The sequence below is a fragment of the Comamonas sp. B-9 genome (assembly GCF_000410635.1).
In the GTDB taxonomy this organism is placed as follows: Bacteria; Pseudomonadota; Gammaproteobacteria; order Burkholderiales; family Burkholderiaceae_C; genus Comamonas.
Genome location: NZ_KE148564.1, coordinates 9,053 through 29,568, shown reverse-complemented (window position 1 = coordinate 29,568; position 20,516 = coordinate 9,053). Strand labels below are relative to the sequence as shown.

19 protein-coding genes are annotated in these 20,516 nt (G+C 63.2%); 10 read left to right on the top strand and 9 right to left on the bottom strand.

The features are described from left to right. A partial coding sequence (locus tag H928_RS0111645) for a protein-disulfide reductase DsbD domain-containing protein (RefSeq protein ID WP_021026666.1) occupies nt 1-1,038 on the bottom strand: 1,038 nt, incomplete at its 3' end. A gap of 241 nt (nt 1,039-1,279) precedes the next feature. Continuing rightward, a complete protein-coding gene (locus H928_RS0111640) occupies nt 1,280-1,579 on the bottom strand; it encodes a hypothetical protein (RefSeq protein WP_021026665.1) in 300 nt (99 codons plus the stop codon). 932 nt (nt 1,580-2,511) lie between these two features. Between H928_RS0111640 and H928_RS0111635 the strand changes: the two genes are divergently transcribed. After that, nucleotides 2,512-3,492, top strand: a complete 981-nt coding sequence (locus H928_RS0111635) for a tripartite tricarboxylate transporter substrate binding protein (RefSeq protein ID WP_021026664.1) — start codon at nt 2,512-2,514, stop codon at nt 3,490-3,492. Between the two features lie 103 nt (nt 3,493-3,595). Here the strand turns inward: H928_RS0111635 and H928_RS0111630 are convergent, their stop codons facing one another. From H928_RS0111630 to H928_RS0111620, 3 genes are all read right to left on the bottom strand, one after another. After that, nucleotides 3,596-4,633 (bottom strand): DctP family TRAP transporter solute-binding subunit, encoded by a 1,038-nt coding sequence (locus tag H928_RS0111630; RefSeq protein ID WP_021026663.1) that lies wholly within the window; start codon nt 4,631-4,633, stop codon nt 3,596-3,598. Nucleotides 4,634-4,723: 90 nt separating this feature from the next. Beyond that, a complete protein-coding gene (locus H928_RS0111625) occupies nt 4,724-6,022 on the bottom strand; it encodes a TRAP transporter large permease (RefSeq protein WP_021026662.1) in 1,299 nt (432 codons plus the stop codon). Beyond that, the gene (locus H928_RS0111620; RefSeq protein ID WP_021026661.1) at nt 6,019-6,603 is read right to left on the bottom strand and encodes a TRAP transporter small permease; all 585 of its coding nucleotides are present in this window, start codon (nt 6,601-6,603) and stop codon (nt 6,019-6,021) included. Before H928_RS0111620 ends, H928_RS0111625 begins: the two co-directional genes overlap by 4 nt. Before the next feature lie 280 nt (nt 6,604-6,883). Between H928_RS0111620 and H928_RS0111615 the strand changes: the two genes are divergently transcribed. From H928_RS0111615 to H928_RS0111595, 5 genes are all read left to right on the top strand, one after another. Then, entirely contained in the window at nt 6,884-7,822 is a 939-nt protein-coding gene (locus tag H928_RS0111615; protein ID WP_021026660.1) for a LysR substrate-binding domain-containing protein, read from the top strand. A gap of 294 nt (nt 7,823-8,116) precedes the next feature. Beyond that, complete coding sequence (locus H928_RS0111610) at nt 8,117-9,016, top strand: amino acid ABC transporter substrate-binding protein (RefSeq protein WP_027010849.1); 900 nt, start codon at nt 8,117-8,119, stop codon at nt 9,014-9,016. A gap of 124 nt (nt 9,017-9,140) precedes the next feature. Beyond that, nucleotides 9,141-9,896 carry an amino acid ABC transporter permease gene (locus H928_RS0111605; RefSeq protein WP_021026658.1) on the top strand — a complete coding sequence of 252 codons (756 nt, stop codon included), beginning with the start codon at nt 9,141-9,143 and terminating at the stop codon, nt 9,894-9,896. A gap of 1 nt (nt 9,897) precedes the next feature. Continuing rightward, complete coding sequence (locus H928_RS0111600) at nt 9,898-10,569, top strand: amino acid ABC transporter permease (protein WP_021026657.1); 672 nt, start codon at nt 9,898-9,900, stop codon at nt 10,567-10,569. 24 nt (nt 10,570-10,593) lie between these two features. Continuing rightward, on the top strand, nt 10,594-11,331 hold the full coding sequence (locus H928_RS0111595; protein ID WP_021026656.1) for an amino acid ABC transporter ATP-binding protein: 738 nt from the start codon (nt 10,594-10,596) through the stop codon (nt 11,329-11,331). A gap of 181 nt (nt 11,332-11,512) precedes the next feature. On the opposite strand, the gene H928_RS27345 is transcribed toward H928_RS0111595, so the two are convergent. Further along, complete coding sequence (locus tag H928_RS27345; protein WP_021026655.1) at nt 11,513-12,418, bottom strand: amino acid ABC transporter substrate-binding protein; 906 nt, start codon at nt 12,416-12,418, stop codon at nt 11,513-11,515. 153 nt (nt 12,419-12,571) lie between these two features. On the opposite strand from H928_RS27345, the gene pyrC reads away from it, so the two are divergent. The 4 genes from pyrC (at nt 12,572) to H928_RS0111570 (ending at nt 15,950) form a co-directional block, all read left to right on the top strand. Continuing rightward, on the top strand, nt 12,572-13,615 hold the full coding sequence (gene pyrC / locus H928_RS0111585; RefSeq protein WP_021026654.1) for a dihydroorotase: 1,044 nt from the start codon (nt 12,572-12,574) through the stop codon (nt 13,613-13,615). Between the two features lie 20 nt (nt 13,616-13,635). Then, nucleotides 13,636-14,424 carry a DUF3025 domain-containing protein gene (locus H928_RS0111580; RefSeq protein WP_021026653.1) on the top strand — a complete coding sequence of 263 codons (789 nt, stop codon included), beginning with the start codon at nt 13,636-13,638 and terminating at the stop codon, nt 14,422-14,424. Nucleotides 14,425-14,524: 100 nt separating this feature from the next. Continuing rightward, nucleotides 14,525-15,403 (top strand): protease HtpX, encoded by an 879-nt coding sequence (gene htpX / locus H928_RS0111575; protein WP_021026652.1) that lies wholly within the window; start codon nt 14,525-14,527, stop codon nt 15,401-15,403. A gap of 184 nt (nt 15,404-15,587) precedes the next feature. After that, entirely contained in the window at nt 15,588-15,950 is a 363-nt protein-coding gene (locus H928_RS0111570; RefSeq protein WP_027010847.1) for a YXWGXW repeat-containing protein, read from the top strand. Between the two features lie 93 nt (nt 15,951-16,043). Here the strand turns inward: H928_RS0111570 and H928_RS0111565 are convergent, their stop codons facing one another. The 3 genes from H928_RS0111565 to H928_RS27340 form a co-directional block, all read right to left on the bottom strand. Then, entirely contained in the window at nt 16,044-16,616 is a 573-nt protein-coding gene (locus tag H928_RS0111565) for a hypothetical protein (RefSeq protein ID WP_021026650.1), read from the bottom strand. 261 nt (nt 16,617-16,877) lie between these two features. Next, complete coding sequence (locus H928_RS0111560) at nt 16,878-18,656, bottom strand: NAD(P)/FAD-dependent oxidoreductase (protein ID WP_021026649.1); 1,779 nt, start codon at nt 18,654-18,656, stop codon at nt 16,878-16,880. A gap of 118 nt (nt 18,657-18,774) precedes the next feature. Next, the coding region (locus tag H928_RS27340; protein WP_306729941.1) for an SbcC/MukB-like Walker B domain-containing protein at nt 18,775-20,516 on the bottom strand (1,742 nt) is incomplete at its 5' end.

The window sequence follows — 20,516 nt, the reverse complement described above, 5'->3', positions numbered from 1 at the left end:
GGCGGGGGCGGCCGCCTGGGCATTTTTGGCCAGCGCAGCGGCCAGCTCGGGTGAGACCTGGGCCACGGCAGCGGCCTGCCATTGGCCACTGAGGGGCGCCACGGTGCGCCAGCCGATGGCGCCATCGACGGCGCGGTGCTGGTCGGTGGTCAGCACCAGCGGAATGTCTTGCGGTGTCTGGCCCCGGTTGGCCGACAGCGGCACCACGGCCGTCCAGTCCGCGCCCTGCCATTGCTGGTGGAAGTCCCGGCCGTCCTGCATCGCATGGTGCAAGGTGTCGGGGCTCTCGCTGAGTACCTGCAGGCTCTGGCCTTGGAGTGCAGTGGGCAGACCGGAGACGCGCAACTGCAGCGTCTCGCCATCGACCGTTGCCTGGCTGCTGCCTTGCAGTGCGACTGGCGCCTGGGCATGGGCTTTGGCAAAGCTGTCCGCCAGCAGCGCGGTGCTGCTCTTGGTCGGGATGGTCAGGCTGAACTGGCCTTCTTCCGGAATGCACTCGACGCGGCAGATCAGCCAGTTGGCGTGCAGGCGCACGGTCACATCGCGCGCATCGGCTGAGAAATGGCTGGGGATCTGCACGGTGACGGGCAGCAGCACCTGGCCTTCATAGCCGTAGTTGACGAGGGTGCCGACCCGAATCGGGTGGGGCGTGGGCCAGGCGATCTCGCCAGCATCCCAGCCGGGTGGCAACTGCCACTGCAGCTGGGTGGGCAGGCCCGAGTCGCCGGGGTTGGTCCAGTAGGTATGCCAGTCGGGCTGGTGGTCCAGCAGCAGGCCCAGTTCAATGCTTTTGCCCGGCTCGATGCCCTGCGGCGCCAGTGCCACCAGCTCGGCGCGCACACGCGGCGTGGTCACCACATTGCTGGAGGCGGGACTGGAGGAGGCGCTGGAGGCCGTGTCCATCACAGGGGCGCTGGCGCCGCTGCCGATCTGGAGCTTGATCTGGGCCTGGGCATGCAGCGCAGTGCCGCCCAGCACCAGGGCCAGCAGAGTAAAAAAAAGCGCTCCTATCGAGCGGCGCAGGAAAGCATGGGGCATATCGCGTGGTACCTGTATGTCTGGCGGTGAGAGGACAGATACGTGGAGAGGTTCCCGCATCATAGAACCTGCGCCGCATCCCTGCTGGCGGTGGCCAGCCACTCCGCAGAGGAAAGCGATCTGCGCACAGATGCAAAAAAGGCCACTGCATCGCAGTGGCCTGTTCCCAAGGGGCGGGGAGTGTGTGCGCCGTCCCGTGGATGCCATGCCGGCTTCGTGGTTGCCGGCAGGGGGGGAAAGCTTATTCGCCTTCCAGGATCGAGCCGTTGGCCAGCGCTTGGTGGGCAGCCTGGGTCACTTCGGCGCGGCTCAGTTGGCCCTTGCCCAGTTCGTAGGCGTTCAGGGTCGACTGGTTGCCTTGGGCAATCATCGTGTTTGTCTTGCGGGCTTCAGCCAGCTGGGCTTGCACATCGGCGCGGCTCACGGCGCTGGTGGCAGCCGCTTGGGGGGTGATGGCCTGGTCGCCTTCAAAAGGATTGGCTTGGGCAACGGAAGCACCCAGGGCCAGGGTTGCGGCGATAGCGAAAATACGTGCGTTCATTTTTCTTTCCTTTGGAATTGCGTTCGGCCTGGTGGTCGACTCGCGTCGTTTTTTGCGGTGTCTGCCAGCTGACTTGCTGGCGATACCGCTTTTGTTTAACGATGGAATGAAGTTTATATTGGTACCTATCTTCGATAAATAGCTAAAAATCAAACTGATTGTTCCGAAATCAATGTGAATTAGCTTGGAACTTTTACAAATATGTGACAGCTAACCCTGGTGTTAACCCTAGATTAGGGTATTTACCGGGGGTATAAATTGGCTATGTTTGTTTGAGATAAAGTAGAAAAAAACTATTGCAAGAATCTACCAAGAGCGCCTTGGGCATGAGCGGCCAGGTGGGCGCCACCCAGGGGGCGGTGATGCCTTAGAACCTGTTCAAAGTCTCCTCGCGCCGCGACAGTGTCTTTGCGGGATGGGATGCTAGGCGCCATACCGCAGCAATAGCCCAGCTATTGCGAGGATTGGCAACAACGCAGACCGCCCCTGCCCGGGCGGCCGCAAAGCCACTGTCCCTGTGGGTTGGAGTGAAATCGGGCGATTTCTGCGCGCTGGCCCTTGCTTGCACCCCGGTGCAAGCTGCGTTCCATCCCTTCGAACTCATCCCGATTGCACTCCAACGCGGCTGCGTAGAGACTTTGAACAGGTTCTTACTGTGCTTATGCGTTAGCTCCGTTGCAGTGCTGATATTGGAGCGGATGGCCGGCTCGTCAGGCCGCCAGTTGCTGGCGCCGTGGCAAGGCCTGCGCAGGCCCTGGCCAAGACGCCTGGGAGACAGACGGCAGCCCCTGCCGGGCGGCAGCCCGCCCACGCTGTGCAACCATGCCGCGATAGCGCCTGCGAATGGTGGCATTGCTGGCAAGTATTAGACAGCCCGCGCCGTGCTGCCCACAATGGGCCGACAACAATGGGACAGACACAGGAGACATTGCATGGACACGATTGCGCGCCGCCATTTCCTCACCACCCTTGCCGCCGCTGCGGGCGCCGCCAGCGTGCCCCAGTGGGCCCAGGCGCAAGCGGCCTACCCCCACAAACCCGTGCGCGTGATCGTGCCGTTTGCCGCAGGCGGTACCACCGATGTGGTGGCCCGGCTGGTGATGCAAAAGATGGGCGAGCTGATGAAGGCCTCCTTTGTCATCGACAACCGGGGCGGCGCCAATGGCATGATCGGCACAGGTGAAGTGGCCCGTGCCCAGGCCGATGGCTACACCTTGCTGTTCAATACCGCCGGCGCCCAGACGCTGAGCCCGGTGATCTACAAGGCGCCCTATGAGGCGGCCGCCAGCTTTGCGCCGGTGGCCAAGGTCTGCTCGGTGGGCTTCATCATCATTGCCCGCAAGGATTTGCCCGCCAACACGCTGCAAGAGCTGATTGCGCTGGCGCAAAACAAGGACAAGCCGCTGACGGCCTCGTCGGGCAGCGCCATCATCAACCTGATCACCGAGCAGTTCAAGCAGGTGATCAAGGCGCCGCAGATCATCAATGCGCAGTACAAGGGCACCAGCCCGCAGATGCAGGCCGTCGTGTCTGGCGAGGTGGATTTCTCGTTCGACTCCTTTGCCGCCGTCGAGATGATCAAGGCCGGCAAGGTCAAGGCGCTGGCCGTCGTGCTGCCCCAGCGCGCCGCGTCCTTCCCCGATGTGCCGACCTTGGTCGAGCTGGGTGTCAAGGACATGGAGTTCAGCTCCTGGGCCGGTCTGCTCGCGCCCAAGGGCACGCCCAAGGAGATCGTCGCCGCCCTGTCGCAGAACATCGACAAGGTCATGCAGATGCCCGATGTGCTGGCCAAGCTCAAGCAGTACGACTACATCCCGGTAAAGACCAGCCCCGAGAGCTTTGCGCAGGAGATCCAGGCCGAGACCGACCGCTGGAAGCAGGTGGTCAAGACGACGGGCTTCAAGATCGAATAAACACAGCGGCGTTAGCGCCAGTGCGCAGGGGTGCTCTGTCGCAGCGCCCACAAAAAAACCACCGGCGCAACGCCGGTGGTTTTGCGTTTGGAGGGGGCAGTTCTTACTGCTTGCGGGCAGCAATCGCCTTCTCGGCAGCAGTCACCAGGTCGGCGCCCACTTGCTGCTTCCACTTGTCATAGACCGGGCGGGTGGCCTTCACAAAAGCCTCGCGCTCGGCAGCGCTGAGCTCAGTGACGGTAACGCCATTGGCGCTCAGCTCTTTGACCAGGGGCTTGTCCGCCTCGATCATGCCTTTGCGGGCGATGGCGATCTCTTCCTGGCCGGCTTCGATGGCGGCCTGGCGCACGATGTCCTGGTCGGCCTTGCTCCAGCTCGCCCAGATGTCTTTGTTCACGACAAAGATCAGCGGGTCATTGATGTAGCCCCAGAGGGTCAGGTACTTCTGGCCCACGGTGTTGAGCTTGGCCGCCTGGTAGACGGCCACCGGGTTCTCCTGGCCGTCGACCGCGCCGCTGGCCATCGCCGGCTGGGCATCGGCCCAGCTCATCTGCGTGGGGTTGGCGCCCAGTGCGCTGAAGGTGTCGACAAACAGCGGCGAGCCGACCACGCGGATCTTGAGGCCCTTCATGTCGGCAGGGGTCTTGATCGCGTGTTTGGAGTTGGAGATTTCGCGGTAGCCGTTCTCCCCCCAGGCCAGCGGCACGACGCCAGCCTTTTCCAGACGGGCAAACAGGCGCTTGCCCGGCTCGCCCTGGGTCAGCGCATCGGCTGCAGCATAGTCGGGCATCAGAAACGGCAGCGCAAACAGGTTCAGCTCCTTGATTTGGGGCGACCAGTTCAAGGTGGAGCCAACGGCCATGTCGATCACGCCCTGGCGCAGCGCCGAGAACTCGCGCGTCTGGTCGCCCTGCACCAGCGACACCCCTGGGTAGAGCTTGATGTTGATGCGGCCCTGCGTGCGCTCGCGCACCTTGTTGGCCCAGATTTCGCCGCCCTTGCCCCAGGGGAAGGCCGTGCCCAGCACCAGCGACATGCGGTACTCGCTTTTGTAGTTGCTCTGCGCCTGCACGGCGGGCGCGGCAAAGCTCAGCGCCGCAGCAGCAGCCAAGGCGGTGGCAAGGAATTGACGGGTTTTCATGGTGTTGTCTCCGGGTGGTTCAAGGGGAAATCTTTGCAAATCCTGGAGCCGGGTGCAGGGCTGTGCGCCTGTATCCGGCCCGGGCTCCAATCAGTAGCCGAGCTTGGCGGGCAGCCACAGTGCGAGTTGCGGGAAGGCAATGACCAGCACCATCACGCAGAACATCGCAAACAGCATCCAGCCGACCCAGCGCACGGTCGATTCCATGCGCACGCCGGCAATGCGGCAGCTGACCATCAGGTTCACCGCCAGCGGCGGGGTGAACTGGCCCAGCGCCACCTTCAGAGTCAGGATCACGCCAAACCAGACCGGGTCCCAGTGGTAGTGCTGCATGATGGGCATCAACAGCGGCACAAAGATCAGGAAGATGGAGATGCCGTCGAGGAACATGCCCACGGTGATCAGCATCAGGATCAGCAAGGCCATCACGCCCCATTCGCCCAGGCCCGAGTTGACGATGGCGTTGGTGATCGGGTCGATCACGCCCAGGGTCGACAGCGAGAACGCGAAGATGCCCGCGAGCGACACGACGATCAGGATCACGGCCGAGAGCTCACCGGCCTCGCGCAGGATTGGAAACAGATCGCGCACACCGATGGTGCGGTGCACGACCATGCCGACAAACAGGCCGTAGAACACCGCGACCACGGCCGCTTCGGTCGGCGTGAACCAGCCCATGCGCATGCCGCCCAGGATCAGCACTGGCGCGGCCAGGCCCCAGGCTGCTTCGCGCAGGCTCTTCCAAAATTCGGGGCGGGGCAGGCTCGCTTCCAGCGCGCCCATCTTGTGCTTGCGCGACATCCAGACTGCCGGCACGATCAGCGCCAGGCCCGCCAGAATGCCCGGGATCATGCCCGCGGCGAACAGCGCCGGCACCGAGGCACCGGGCACCAGCACCGAGTAGATGATGAAGGCCACCGACGGCGGGATCAGGATATCGGTGGCAGCAGCGGCCCCGACCACGCTGGCCGAGAAGCTGCCGGGGTAGCCGGCGCGGCTCATCGCGGCAATCATCACGCCGCCCACGGCTGCCGCATTGGCGGGGCCCGAGCCCGAGATGCCGCCCAGGAACATGGCCACGGCAATGGCCACCAGCGGCAGCATGCCCGGGCCGCGCCCGACGATGGCAATGGCAAAGTTGACCAGCCGCAGCGCCACGCCGGAGCGGTCGAAGATCGAGCCCACCAGCACGAACATCGGAATGGCCAGCAGCGGGTACTTGCCCAGGCCGGCATAGAAGTTCTGCGGAATGGCCAGCAGGCCAAACCACTGCGCATCGGCATTGGCCAGCGCAATGGCCACGGCGCCGGCCAGGCCCAGCGCGGCGCCAATGGGCACGCCCAGCAGCATCAGCGCGATAAAGCCGATAAAGAGCAGGGTGGCAATCATGCGCGCTCCTTGGCGGCGGCATCGCTGCCTTCGGAGTAGACATGGGCAAAGCTGGCCCGGCCCTGGCGCAGGAACAGGCCCAGCGCGCGCAAGGTGATCAACGCCGAGAACACCGGCAGCCAGATGGAGTACCACCACTGGGGCACGCCAATGCCGGGCGAGGTCTCCTCATAGCGGTAGTCATCAACCACCACGCGGATGCTGAGCACGCAGATCAGCGCAAACAGCAGCGCCACCGTCAAGGCGCCAAAACGGGCAAAGGCCTTGCGCCGGCGCGCGTCGCCGCGCTCGGCAAAGTACTCGATGCGGATATGCAGGTTGCGCGCCACCGCGGCCGACCCGGCCACCATGGCCAGCAAGATCATCAGGAACACCGAGATCTCCTCGGTCCAGGCAAAGGAGCCATCGGTGAAATAGCGCACGATGACGTTGCCAAAGGTGATGAGCGCCAGCAGCGCCATGATGAGGACCGTGAGCCAGTCTTCCAGCCACAGCCCTTTGGCTGGGGCGGGCTCGCTGGGGAGCGTGGTGGAGGCGTCAGCGCTGCTGCCGCCCGAGGAATGAGGGGAGGGTGATGCCATAACAACCGGTCGCGAGAGGGCTCGGCAGAGCCAAGGGTGAATGCGGAAAACACAAACCGCCTTGTGGGCGGACCATCGGTATCGGATAGATTGGTATCTGCGGCAGCGCCGCGCCTGGCGGGTAGGCCAGTGGGGCCCGATTATGGCCTTGATCGGAGGGCTTGCAAGCCATCCATTTCCCGGGGATGGAGCGCTGCAGTCGCCTGCGTTGCGGGCGCCGGCTCGGCATCGGGCCTACCCACTTGCAGCGGACTGCCATTGGCGTGTGGATAATGCGCGGATGGAAACCAAGTGGCTTGAAGATTTTGTGAGTCTGGCGGAGACGCGTAGTTTCAGCCGGTCGGCGCAGTTGCGCCATGTCACCCAGCCGGCATTCTCTCGGCGGATTCAGGCGCTGGAGTCCTGGGCGGGAGCCGATCTGGTGGACCGCAGCTCCTACCCGACGCGGCTCACACCCGCGGGCAAGACGCTGTACAACCAGGCCATCGAGATCCTGCAGGCGGTGCAGAGCACGCGCGCGATGCTGCGGGTGCACTCGTCCTCGGGCAAGGACATCATTGATTTTGCCGTTCCCCATACGCTGGCTTTTACCTTCTTCCCCACCTGGGTGTCGGGCCTGCGCAATGACTTTGGCCTGTTCAAGAGCCGCTTGATCGCGCTCAATGTGCACGATGCGGTGATGCGCCTGGTCGAAGGCGGCTGCGACCTGCTGATTGCCTACCACCATGAATCCCAGCCCATCCAGCTGGACCCGCAGCGCTATGAAATGGTGAGCCTGGGCCGCGAGGTGATGGCGCCCTATTGCAAGCCCGGGCTCGATGGCCTGCCGCTGTTCCTGCTGCCCGGCGCGGCGGACGTGCCGCTGCCGTTCCTGGGCTATGCGCCCGGGGCCTACCTCAGCCGCGTCACGGACCTGGCCCTCAAGCAGGCGCCCGAGCCCGCGTATCTGGACCGCGTCTACGAGACCGACATGGCCGAAGGGCTCAAGGCCATGGCGATGGAAGGACATGGCCTGGCCTTTTTGCCGCAAAGCGCTGCCAAAAAGGAGCTCAAGGCCAAGAAGCTGGTGCGTGCCGACTACCCGAGCTCGGCCCAGTGGGAAGTGGCAATGGATGTGCGCGCCTACCGCGAAAAGCCCCAGTCCAGCGATGCCGTCAAGACCGGCGCCCAGGCGCTGTGGGACTACCTTGTCTCGCGCAACACTGCACATAATTCATGACATCTATAAGAATATAGATGTGTTGGATTTGCAGGGTAATTTCTAATATGCGGCTTAAATTTTCTGTGCAATGCTTGCGGATTGCTCGTGTTGCAGTTGGTTAGATGTACGCGATTTGTTCGAAAAAGGCTATGAATTGTTAGCAATTCATTGGTAATTTTCCGGATAATTGCATTGCTCAGTCTGCTGGCATTATCTGGACGGACTGCACAATACGTAGCGTGTCAGTTGTCGCTTTGGCGTCTGTTGAGGCCCATAGTCGACCACTTAATTGATTTATCTGGAGGTCTGATGATGAAGAAACATTTGCTGGCTTTTGCGGTCGCAGCGGTTGCTGCAGGTAGCGCGTTTGCGCAAGCGGGCGATACGCTGGCCAAGATCAAGTCGTCTGGCAGCATCACCTTGGGTGTGCGCGAGTCTTCGGGCCTGGGCTACACGCTGGGTAACGGCAAGTATGTTGGCTTCCACACCGAAATGGCTGAGAACGTGGTGAGCGATCTGCAAAAGCAGCTGGGCCTGGCCAAGCTGGAGATCAAGTACCAGCCCGTGACCTCGCAAAACCGCGTGCCTCTGGTGCAAAACGGTACCGTGGATCTGGAATGCGGCTCCACCACCAACAACCAGGCGCGCCAAAAGGATGCTGCTTTCGCCTTCACCACCTACGTGGAAGAAGTGCGCATCGCTGTGAAGGCCAACTCCGGCATCACCGGCATCAAGGACCTCAACGGCAAGACCCTGGTGACCACGACCGGTACCACGTCGGTGCAGACCCTGCGCAAGAACAAGCGCGCTGACGGCCTGACCTTCAAGGAAGTCATGGGCAAGGACCACGCTGACAGCTTCCTGATGCTGGAGTCCGGCCGCGCCGACGCCTTCGTCATGGACGGCTCCATCCTGGCCGCCAATATCTCCAAGTCCAAGAACCCTGCTGACTACAAGGTCGTCGGCGAAGTGCTGTCGGTCGAGCCGATTGCCTGCATGCTGCGCAAGGACGACACCGCCTTCAAGAAGGCTGTGGACGACTCCATCGTGCGCCAGATCAAGGATGGCTCGCTCGAGAAGCTGTACGACAAGTGGTTCATGCAACCTATCCCTCCTAACAACGTGAAGGTGGGTCTGCCTCTGTCGGCTGCAACCAAGGATGCTTGGGCGAACCCCAACGACAAGCCGATGGAAGCCTACGAAGTCAAGTAAGCACACCATTTAGGTACCGCCCTTCCAGCCTGCGGTTTGGGGGGGCGTTTTTGTTGGTACTGGTTTCTGTCAGTTGCGGCCAGGCACCAAACATTGCTACAAAGACAAAAAAAGAGGTAGTCCTATGAATTGGGATTGGCAAGTATTTTGTGAAGACACGATTGAGCGCCAGGTCGTGCAGGGCTGTTTCGGTAAAAACGGCGATGTCACGTATCTGGACTGGTTGTTGTCTGCGTGGGGATGGACTATCTCCGTTTCCCTGTGTGCGCTGGTGATCGCCCTGGTCGTCGGCTCCATCATCGGTACCCTGCGTACCCTGCCTGACCGGCCCTGGACGGTGCGCCTGGGCAATGCGTGGGTCGAGCTGTTCCGCAACATCCCGCTGCTGGTGCAAATTTTCCTGTGGTACCACGTCGTGCCCGCCATCTTCCCCGCACTCAAGCAAGTGCCTGGGTTCTTGCTGGTGGTGCTGGCGCTGGGCTTTTTCACTTCGGCGCGTATTGCCGAGCAGCTGCGTGCCGGTATCTTGGCGCTGCCCCGTGGCCAGCGTTATGCAGGTATGGCGCTGGGTTTCACGACCTTCCAGTACTACCGCTATGTGCTGCTGCCCATGGCCTACCGCATCATCATTCCGCCGCTGACCAGCGAGTCGATGAACATCTTCAAGAACTCGTCCGTGGCGTTTGCCGTGTCGGTGGCCGAGCTGACCTTGTTCGCGATGCAGGCGCAAGAGGAAACCTCTCGCGGCATCGAGGTCTACCTGGCGGTGACCGCGCTGTACATGATCTCGGCATTCGTGATCAACCGCATCATGGCCTTCATTGAAAAGAAGAGCCGCATCCCGGGCTTTATCGCCGCTGGCGGCTCCGGAGGTCACTGAGATGAATTTGAATCTTGATTTTTCGTTCTACAACTGGGACCTGATCCAGAACTTCATCATCAAGGGTCTGGTGTTCAGCGTGATGCTGACCATCGTCGCAACCCTGGGTGGTATCTTCTTTGGCACCTTGCTGGCGCTGATGCGCCTGTCGGGCAAGAAGATCCTGGTGGTGCCGGCCACCATCTATGTCAACGGCATGCGTTCGGTGCCGCTGGTGATGGTGATTCTGTGGTTCTTCCTGCTGGTGCCTTTGCTGATCGGCAAGCCCATCGGGGCGGAGATGTCAGCGGTCATCACCTTCGTGGCGTTCGAGGCCGCGTACTTCTCCGAGATCATGCGCGCCGGTATCCAGTCCATTCCGCGTGGCCAGGTGTATGCCGGTCAGGCAGTCGGCATGACCTATGGCCAGAACATGCGTCTGGTGGTGCTGCCCCAGGCTTTCCGCAATATGCTGCCGGTTCTGCTGACGCAGACCATCATCTTGTTCCAGGATACGTCGCTGGTCTATGCCATCGGCGCCTACGACATGCTCAAGGGCTTTGAGGTGGCAGGCAAGAATTTCGGCCGTCCGGTCGAGGCCTATCTGGCCGCAGCTGTGCTGTACTTCATCATCTGCTTTACGCTGTCGTGGTTCGTCAAGCGTTTGCACAAGAAGATCGCCATCATTCGCTGATGCGGCAATACAAAGGATATCCAAATGATTGAAATGAAGAATGTCTCCAAGTGGTATGGCAGCTTCCAGGTGCTCAACGACTGCTCCACCAGCATCTCCAAGGGTGAGGTGGTGGTTGTCTGCGGTCCTTCGGGCTCGGGCAAGTCGACCTTGATCAAGACAATCAATGCGCTCGAACCCATCCAGAAGGGCGAGATCTGGGTCAATGGCACGGCCATCCACGATCCCAAGACCGACCTGCCCAAGCTGCGCAGCACCGTGGGCATGGTGTTCCAGCATTTCGAGCTGTTCCCCCACCTGTCGGTGACTGAGAACCTGACCATCGCCCAGATCAAGGTGCTGGGCCGCAGCGCAGACGACGCCAAGGCCCGTGGCCTGAAGATGCTCGACCGCGTGGGCCTGATGGCGCACAAGGACAAGTTCCCAGGCCAGCTCTCGGGCGGCCAGCAGCAGCGCGTGGCCATCGCCCGTGCGCTGTCGATGGACCCTTCGGTGATGCTGTTTGACGAGCCCACCTCGGCGCTGGACCCTGAAATGGTTGGCGAAGTGCTGGACGTGATGATCGGCCTGGCCCACGAAGGCATGACCATGATGTGCGTGACGCACGAAATGGGCTTTGCCAAGAAGGTTGCCAGCCGCGTGATCTTCATGGACGTGGGCGGAAAGATCCTGGAGGACTGCTCCAAGGAAGACTTCTTCGGCAACCCCGATGCGCGCCAGCCCCGTACCAAGGACTTCCTGGGCAAGATCCTGCAGCACTGATTGCAGCGCAACTCGCACACGACCATGGCCGCTGATGCGGCCATTTTTTATGGGTGGATGGTTGGATAGGGGAGGGGGCTTGTCCGCCATGGACAGGCGGATGCCCTGGGGCTGGACGACGCGCGCTGTGGGTTAGCGCGGTGTCGGGAGGCTAGGGCCGCAGAACGCGGCCCCGGAAGCATCAGTTGTCGAACTTGTCGCTGGGGAAGCGCAGCATGTCGGTGAGCAGGTAGGACATCGGCACATTCAGTGCAAAGCTCTTGCCCGGCAGCGGCGACTCGAACCACTTTTTGTACAGGCGCGTGATCTCGAAGTTCTGCGACAGCACGCGCATCTCGGCATCGAACACCTTCTTCATGCGCACATCGGTGTCGCGCATCATCAGCGACAGCGGCTCGATCGACATCAGCTTGCCGATCAGCTTGACCTGCTCGGGCTTGTCCGACTGCGCGCGGTGGGCAGCGAGCAGAATATCGTCCATCAGCCAGGCATCGGCCGTGCCCGCTTGCACGGCCTTGAAGCAGGCGTCATGGGTGAGGCACTCGCTGTGCTGGATCTTGAGGCCGTTGACGGCCACACGGCGCTCGAGCACCTGCAGCGAGGTGGTGCCCTTGGTGGTGATCACGCGCTTGCCCGAGAGGTCATCGACATCGTTGATGCCGCTGTCGGACTTGACCAGCATGCGCACGCCAGCGATGTAGTAGGGCAGGCTGAAGGACACATGCTTGCTCTCGCGCCGGTCCTTGGTGTTGGTGGTGTTGCTGCAATCGACATCGATGGCGCCGCTGGCCAGGTCGGTAAAGCGGGTCTGGCCGTTGATGGCGCGGTACTGGATATCGAGCTTGGCCAGGCCCATGCTCTGCTGCAGCTTGGCGATCAGCGCCTGGCAGATGTCGATGGCGTAGCCGACCGGTTTCTTGGTCTCTCCCATCTCGTAGGCAAAAGGCAGGCCGTCGGGGCGGTAGCCCACGGTGATGCGCTGCGACTCCCGGATCTTGTCCCAGCTGTCGGGCAAAGGGGTCTGAGCCAGGCTGCTGCTGGCAAGGCACAGCAGCACAGCGCCGCGAAAAATATGGTTTAGCCACATGTTGCACAGTCCTTGATTAAGAAATCCTACAGTCACGTATGATACGCATAGAGACTGTGTACTCTATGGGCACCTACCCTTAACATTGAGTTACTTTTGTCCAATGCTCGGGGACTGTGATGACGCCCGCATGACCGGTGCGACAATGGCGGGATGAGCACCGCACCCTCCTCCATCAGCATCATCCGACCCGACGACTGGCACATCCACCTGCGCGATGACGCCGCCCTGGCCACCACGGTGGCCCATGCCGCGCGGCAATTTGCCCGTGCCATCGTCATGCCCAACCTCAAGCCCCCGGTCACGACCGCTGAGCTGGCGCTGGCCTACAAGGCGCGCATCGTGGCGGCCATCCCCCAGGGTTTGACGTTTGAGCCGCTGATGACCCTGTACCTGACGGACAAGCTCGCGCCCGAGGAGATCGTGCGCGCCAAGGCAGCCGGTGTCGTGGCCTGCAAGCTCTATCCCGCTGGTGCCACCACCAACAGCGACCATGGCGTGACCGATATCCGCAAGATCTACCCGACCCTGGAGGCGATGCAGCGCGAAGGCATGCTGCTCTTGGTGCACGGTGAGGTGACCGGCAGCGAGGTCGACCTGTTTGACCGGGAAGCGGCCTTTATCGACCAGCACATGGTGCCGCTGCGCCGCGATTTCCCCGAGCTGAAAATCGTGTTCGAGCACATCACCACGCGCGAAGCGGCCCAGTACGTGACCGAGACTGACCGCTTTGTTGGCGCCACGATCACGCCCCAGCATCTGCTGTTCAACCGCAACGCGATCTTTACCGGTGGCATTCGCCCGCACTACTACTGCCTGCCTGTGCTCAAGCGCGAGGAGCACCGCCTGGCGCTGGTGCAGGCCGCCACCAGCGGCAACCCCAAGTTCTTCCTGGGCACCGACAGCGCCCCGCATGCCGCCCAGCTGAAGGAACACGCCACGGGCTGCGCCGGCTGCTACAGCGCCCATGCCGCCATCGAGATGTATGCCGAGGCCTTTGACAAGGCGGGCGCGCTGGACAAGCTCGAGGGCTTTGCCAGCCTGCACGGTGCGGACTTCTACGGCCTGCCGCGCAATACCGACCGCATCACCTTGCTGCGCGAATCCTGGACCCCGCCCGAGTCCTACCCCTTTGGCCAGGCGGACTTGAAGCCGCTGCGCTCGGGCGAAGCGCTGCCCTGGAAGCTGGCCGACTGAGCGTTTTGATCATTTGATGCGTGGATAAGCGCGAGGCCACTGCACCCGACCGGCCCGCGCCCGGCTGGTCGTCGCTGGACTGGCAGGCGCCCTGGCTGCAGCCCTACCGGGCGCTGGGCCTGCAGATCCGCGCGCTGGATGCTCAGGGCCTGGCCATGCCCGATCTGCTCAACCGCCTGGGCGATTGCGGCCGGCGCTTTGTGCCGCAGTCGGCGCTGCCTGCGGGCGAGGCCTATGAAAGCTTTATCGCCCGCAGCGGCTGCGTGCCCACCCGTGAACATATGCACGACGGGCTCAATGGCCTGGTCTGGCAGCGCTTTGCGCGCAGCAAGGCGCGGCTCAATGCCTTGCAGGCCCAGGCCATTGCGCAAGCGGGCGGTGTCAGTGCCAGCCGGGGGCCCTTGCGCGATGCCTTGACCCTGTTCGACGAAAACGGCGCCGTGCTGCTGGCGCCCGATGCGCTGTGGCAGGCGCTGCAGCAGCGCCAATGGCAGCGGCTCTTTGTCGAGCTGCGGCCGCTGTGGCAGCAGGCACAGCTCATCGTCATCGGCCATGCGCTGCTGGAAAAGCTCATGGCCCCCAGAAAACCAATCACCGCGCATGTTTTTTGCCCGCCGCAGCGCTTGCCGATGGTGGACAATATCGACGCGGTCATCGCCGATTCTCTGGACGCTGCGCACCTGGCGGGCAAGCCCTTTACGCCCTTGCCGGTGCTGGGCGTTCCGGGATGGTGCCAGGAAAACCAGCATGTTTCCTTCTACGATGACCCAGACGTATTTCGCTCGGCCCGACGGCCACAAATATCATAAGCACCCGCCGTCGCCATAAAGTGGAGGTAAGGTCTTGAATTCGCAAGACATTGCCCCCAGCTATCGAGCACTGTGTTCCCCTCCTTGGAGAATCGACCCCATGAAACGAATGTTCCTTTTTCTGGCGACCAACATCGCCGTGGTTGTGGTGCTGGGCATTGTTGCCAGCCTGCTCGGTGTCAACCGCTACCTGACTGCCAATGGCCTGAACCTCGGGGCTTTGCTCGGCTTTGCCTTCATCATGGGTTTTGGCGGCGCCATCATCTCCTTGCTGATGAGCAAGCCCATCGCCAAGATGAGTATGGGCGTCAAGATCATCAACCAGCCCCAAAGCGCTGACGAGGCCTGGATTGTCGAGACCGTGCGTCGCTTCTCCGACCAGGCTGGCATCCAGATGCCCGAGGTCGGTATCTATGAGGGCGAGGCCAACGCGTTTGCGACGGGCGCCTTCAAGAACTCGGCCCTGGTGGCCGTCTCCACCGGGCTGCTGCAAGGCATGACCCGCGAAGAGGTCGAGGCCGTCATCGGCCACGAGGTGGCCCACGTGGCCAATGGCGACATGGTCACGATGGCGCTGATCCAGGGCGTGATGAACACCTTTGTGGTCTTTCTCTCGCGCGTTATCGGCTATGCGGTGGATTCCTTCCTGCGCCGCAATGACGAGCAGAACTCGGGCCCCGGCATTGGCTACATGATCACCACCATCGTGCTCGATATCGTCTTTGGCTTCCTGGCCGCCATCATCGTGGCCTGGTTCTCGCGCCAGCGCGAGTTCCGCGCCGATGCCGGTGCTGCCCGCCTGATGGGCCGCAAGCAGCCGATGATCAATGCACTGCACCGCCTCGGTGGCATGCACCCCGGCACCCTGCCACAAAGCATGCAGGCCATGGGCATCACCGGTGGCCTGGGCAAGCTGTTCAGCTCGCACCCACCGATTGAAGAGCGCGTGGCTGCACTGCAAAACAACCAGGTGCAGTAAGCCTCGGCTTGCCGCCCTTCTCAAAAAGCACTGCCTCGGCAGTGCTTTTTTGTGGGCGCCGGGCAAGCGGATCGGCGCGGTGTTGCCAGGGCGCCCCGGCTTTTACCGCCGATTTACGCGCCGCTCACCGGGCGTTAAGCTGGCGCGCCTTCAATGGAGTTCTTGCAATGACTGGAGATACACCATGTCGCATACTCCTTCTTGGCGTTCGGCCGCTTTGTGTGCCGGCGCCCTGGCGGTCGCCACCTTGGTAACCGGCTGCGTTGTCGCGCCGGCCGAGCCCTATGCCTATGGCAATAGCGGGGCCGTGGTCGTGTCCAGCGAAGCGCCGCCTCCCCTGCGTTATGAGCCCGCCCCGGTTGCGGTGGCGCCGGTCGCGACCCAGATCTGGATTGGCGGCTTTTGGGATTGGTACGGTGGCCGCTATGTATGGCGCCAGGGCCATTGGGCATCGCCTCCCCACCGTGGAGACCGCTGGGTGCCCCGTGAATGGGTGCGCAGCCCACATGGCTGGCAAGCCCGTGGCGGGCATTGGGAACGCCGCTAAAGCGCTGGGGCCGCATGGCTGGCCCTTGGTCTCCTGACCCCTCTATCCCCTTACCTGCCTGGGTCCCGCTCGGGGCTTGGGCAACTGCGCCAGTCAGCGCATCGTGTAGTTCAGCTGAAACATCAGCGCCGATTTGCCCAGCACATTGAGCTGACCGCCCCAGTGCTGGTTGTAGTTCCAGCCCACCGCTGGGATGGCGGTGATGCCCCAGCCGTTCTTGTTGTTGAGCGGGATCTTGCGGTGAAACGGGTATTTGTAGCCGTGGATGACGCCGCCGGTCAGCTTGACAAACAGCTGCGGCGTGCCCGACAGCGGCTGGAACTGCCAGCCGTAGTAGCCATACTGGCTGGGCTGGCCAAAGGAATTGCTGAAATAGGCAAAGCCGAGCAGTTGGTGCTCATCGAGCTTTTTCTCGGCATTGATCAGCCACACATATTTGTGCCGCTCGTCATCGGGCTCGAAATCGCGCTCCTTCTTGGCGTTGGAGTAGTGGTGGGTATAGGGCGAATAACCAAAGCTCCAGCCGGACAGCACCGCGCTGTCGCTGCCATCAGGGTCGTCCACGCTGGCCGCCCAGGCAGCGCCAGACAGCGCGCACAGCAATCCCGCGCTCAAACCTGCCGCGCCCAGGCGCAGTTGAAGGGTGTGGCAAATCGATCCGGACATGGGCAACCTTCAGCAGCATCAGAACAAGCCAAAATTCTAGGATGGGCTGGCCGCGCTGGGGTCGCGGCTGTGGTGCCTGGGCCTCAAAGGTGTAAGCGGCCGTTTTTTAAGGCTTTTTTAAGCGGGAGAGTGGTCCATTTTTGGCGCTCGGTGGTCACCTGACTGCCGACTGAGCGCTGGGTTCGGCCCGTGTGTCAGCAGCATCCCATCCCGCCAACTGGCGCAACAACGCACCATGGCGAGAGGGAATGCCAGCGAGACTTACAAAGCGCCGCCCGAGCCGCGCGAGCCCGACGAAGGCACGGCCAGCCCCAAAATGGCGCAGGCCACCGCCTCACCGACCTTGATGCCATCGACCCCCGCCGACAGAATGCCGCCCGCATAGCTGGCACCTTCCCCAGCCGGGTACAGGCCGCGCGTGTTGTCGCTCTGAAAATCGCTACCCCGGCCGATTTTGACGGGCGACGAGGTGCGGGTCTCGACCCCGGTCAGGATCGCATCGCGCATGTCATAGCCACGGATCTTCTTGCCAAAGGCGGGCAGGGCCTCGCGCATGGCCTCGATCGCGTAGGTGGGCAGGGCCTGGTGCAGGTCGCCCAGCGTGATGCCGGGCTTGTACGAGGGCTCTACGTTGCCAAAGGCCGTGGACGGCGTGCCGGCGACAAAATCGCCCACCAGCTGGCCGGGGGCGCTGTAGTTCTGGCCACCCAGCAAGTAGGCCTTGGACTCCAGCTGGCGCTGCAGCACGATGCCCGAGAGCGGATGGAAGGCACCTGGCGCCTGCGCCTCCACGCCATAGGTCTTGCCGCCAAAGGCCCAGGCAAAGCTCTCGGCGTCTTGCGGGTAGTCTTCGGGGCTGATCGCGCAGACCATGCCGGCATTGGCATTGCGCTCGGCGCGCGAGTACTGGCTCATGCCATTGGTCACCACGCGCTCGGGCTCACTGGTGGCCGCCACCACGGTGCCGCCCGGGCACATGCAAAAGCTGTAGACGGCGCGGCCATTCTTGGCATGGTGCACCAGCTTGTAGTCGGCCGCGCCCAAGAGCGGGTGGCCGGCATCCTTGCCCCAGCGGGCGCGGTCGATGACGCTTTGCGGGTGCTCGATGCGAAAGCCCACCGAGAAGGGCTTGGCCTCCATGGCCACGCCGCGCTCGTAGAACATCGCAAAGGTGTCGCGCGAGCTGTGGCCCAGTGCCATCACCGCGTGGCGCGTGGGCAGGGTGTAGCTCTCGCCACTGACCTGGTCCAGCACCTGCAGGCCTACCAGCTGGCGCGCATCGCCTTCGACCAGCACATCAGTGACCTTTTGCTCAAAGCGGATCTCACCGCCCAGGCGCACGATCTCCTCGCGGATGCCCTCGACCACCTTAACCAGCTTGAAGGTGCCGATATGCGGGTGGGCGGTGAACAGGATCTCCGGTGGCGCGCCGTAGGTGACGAACTCCTGCATCACCTTGCGGCCCAGGTGGCGCGGGTCCTTGATCTGGCTGTAGAGCTTGCCGTCCGAGAAGGTGCCGGCGCCCCCTTCGCCAAACTGCACATTCGATTCGGGCGTCAAGCGGCGCTTGCGCCACAGGCCCCAGGTGTCCTTGGTGCGCTGGCGCACTGTCTTGCCGCGCTCCAGCACGATGGGCTTGAAGCCCATCTGCGCCAGCACCAGCGCGGCAAAAATGCCGCAGGGCCCAAAGCCCACCACCACCGGGCGATCCTGCATATCAGCCGGTGCCTGGCCCACGGGGTGCCAAGACATGTCGGGCGTCGGGTTCACATGCGAGTCTGCCGCGAAGTGCGCGAGCAAGGCCGCTTCCTGCGCGGGATCTGCCAAGCTCACATCGACGATGTAGACGGCCAGCAGCTCGGACTTGCGGGCATCAAAGCTGCGCTTGTGCACCTGCAGCTGGGCAATGGCTGCGGGCTGCACGCCCAGGCGCTGGGCTGCCAACTGGGCAAGCGCCTCTTGGGGCGCGTATTCGGTGTAATTGTCGGGGTGGTAAGGCACCGCCGAGAGGGGGAGTTTGAGTTCTGCGATCCGGATCATGGCTTGTACCTATCAAGCAAGGGCATGGATGGTAGCCGATATGGCCGCTGCAGGGCGGCCGGGCAGGGCGCATCCCCATGGCGTCCTAAGGTAAAAAGCATAGCAAGGGTTCTGCGCTTCAGCCTTGCAGCTCTAAACGCGAATACCCGATTCCCGCCCCCTTCTCGACCCGGATCTGCGCCGGAATGCGCTCCTTGAGCGCCTCCACATGGCTGATGATGCCGATCATCTTGCCGCTGGCGTTTAGCGTATCGAGCGCCGTCAGCGCGATCTCCAAGGTGTCGCCGTCCAAGGTGCCAAAGCCTTCGTCGAGGAACAGCGAGTCGATCGAGGTCTTGCTGCTGACCAGGTCCGACAAGGCCAGCGCCAGTGCCAGGCTGACCAAAAAGGCCTCGCCGCCCGACAAGGTGCGGGTGTCGCGCGCGACATCGCCTTGCCAGCTGTCGACGATATCGAGCTCCAGCTCGCCAGTGGTCTTGCGCTGCAGCAGGTAGCGGCCATGCAGCCTGGCCAGATGGCCGTTGGCCAAGGCCAGCAAATGGTCCAGGGTCAGGCCCTGGGCAAACTTGCGGAACTTGTCGCCCTTGGCCGATCCGATCAGGCCATCGAGCCGCTGCCACAGCGCGCTGTCGCGCTCCTGCGCCGCAATCTGCGCCAGCAAGGCCTGCTGCCCCGCGCGGCGCTGGTCGTCATCGGCCAGGCGCGCGCGCTGCGCGCCCATGCGCTCTGCCGTCTGGTTGCGCTCGTCCTCCAAAGCCTGCAGCTGCGCGTTCAGCGCCTCGGGTGCCTCCTCCGTCAAGGCCTGGGCCTGCAGTTGCTGGTGCTGCTGCACTGCCTCCTCGGCCACCGTGCCAGCGCGCTGCAGTGCCAACTGCAAGCCATCACGCTGCTGGCTGAGCCGCTCCAGCGCGTCCGCTGGCAACAGCGCATGCGCAAAGGCCTGCGCATCGGCAAAGGGGCTGGCCTGCAAGCCCTGCTCCCACGCAGACTGGGCCTGCTCCTGGGCCCACTGCCGCTCGGCCAGTTGCTGGCCCGCTTGCTGGGCCTGGCCTTGCAGGCTGGCGAGTTGTTGGCGGGTGTCCTCCAGCAACGCGGCGCATTCCGCCAAGGTGGCGGGCAGCGCCATGGTCGCAGCACTGGTTTGTGCGGGTGCCGGTGCCGGCAGTTGCGCCAGGCGCTGCTGCCATTGCTGGGCCTCTTGTGCGCACTGCTGGGCCTGCTGCTGCTGCAGTGCCAGTTGCTGGGCCGTGGTTTGCAGCTGCGCGCTGTGCTGCTGCCACTGCTGCCATTCCTGCTGGCGGGCCTGCAGCCAGGCATCGTGGCCATCGGCGGGCGGCATCGCCAGGCCCAGCGGGGCCAGGCTGGATTGCAAGGTGGCCTCGGCCGCGTCTGCCTGGGCCTGCAGCGCTTGCACGGTCTGCGCCAGGCGTTGCTGCAGGCTGTTGTTGTCATGCAGGGCTTGCTGCAGGCGCGCTTGCGCATGCTGAGCGTCCTGCAGGGTCTGGGCTGCTGCATGCGCGGCATCTTTGGCAGCTTGCAGCGCTTGCTCAGCGGCCTCGGCTGCCGCCAGGGCCTGTTGCAACTGCGCCGCTTGCGCGGCGCTGGCTTGCTGGGCCTCGGCCAATGTGTGCGGCTGCTGCCAGGCGGATGCGGCGACGGGCTGGGCCATGGCGGTGCAGAGTGTTTCCCATCGCTGTTGCCAGGCGTCCAGCCGCTGCTCGGCGGCTGTTAACTGGGCTTGCAGGCTGGTCTGCTGGTTCTGGGCCGCCGCATGCGCGGCGCCCAGCTGTTCGCCCTGCTGCTGCAGCGCGTCGAGCTCGGCCTGGGCCGCTTGCAGCGCGGCGGCGGTGGCCGACACAT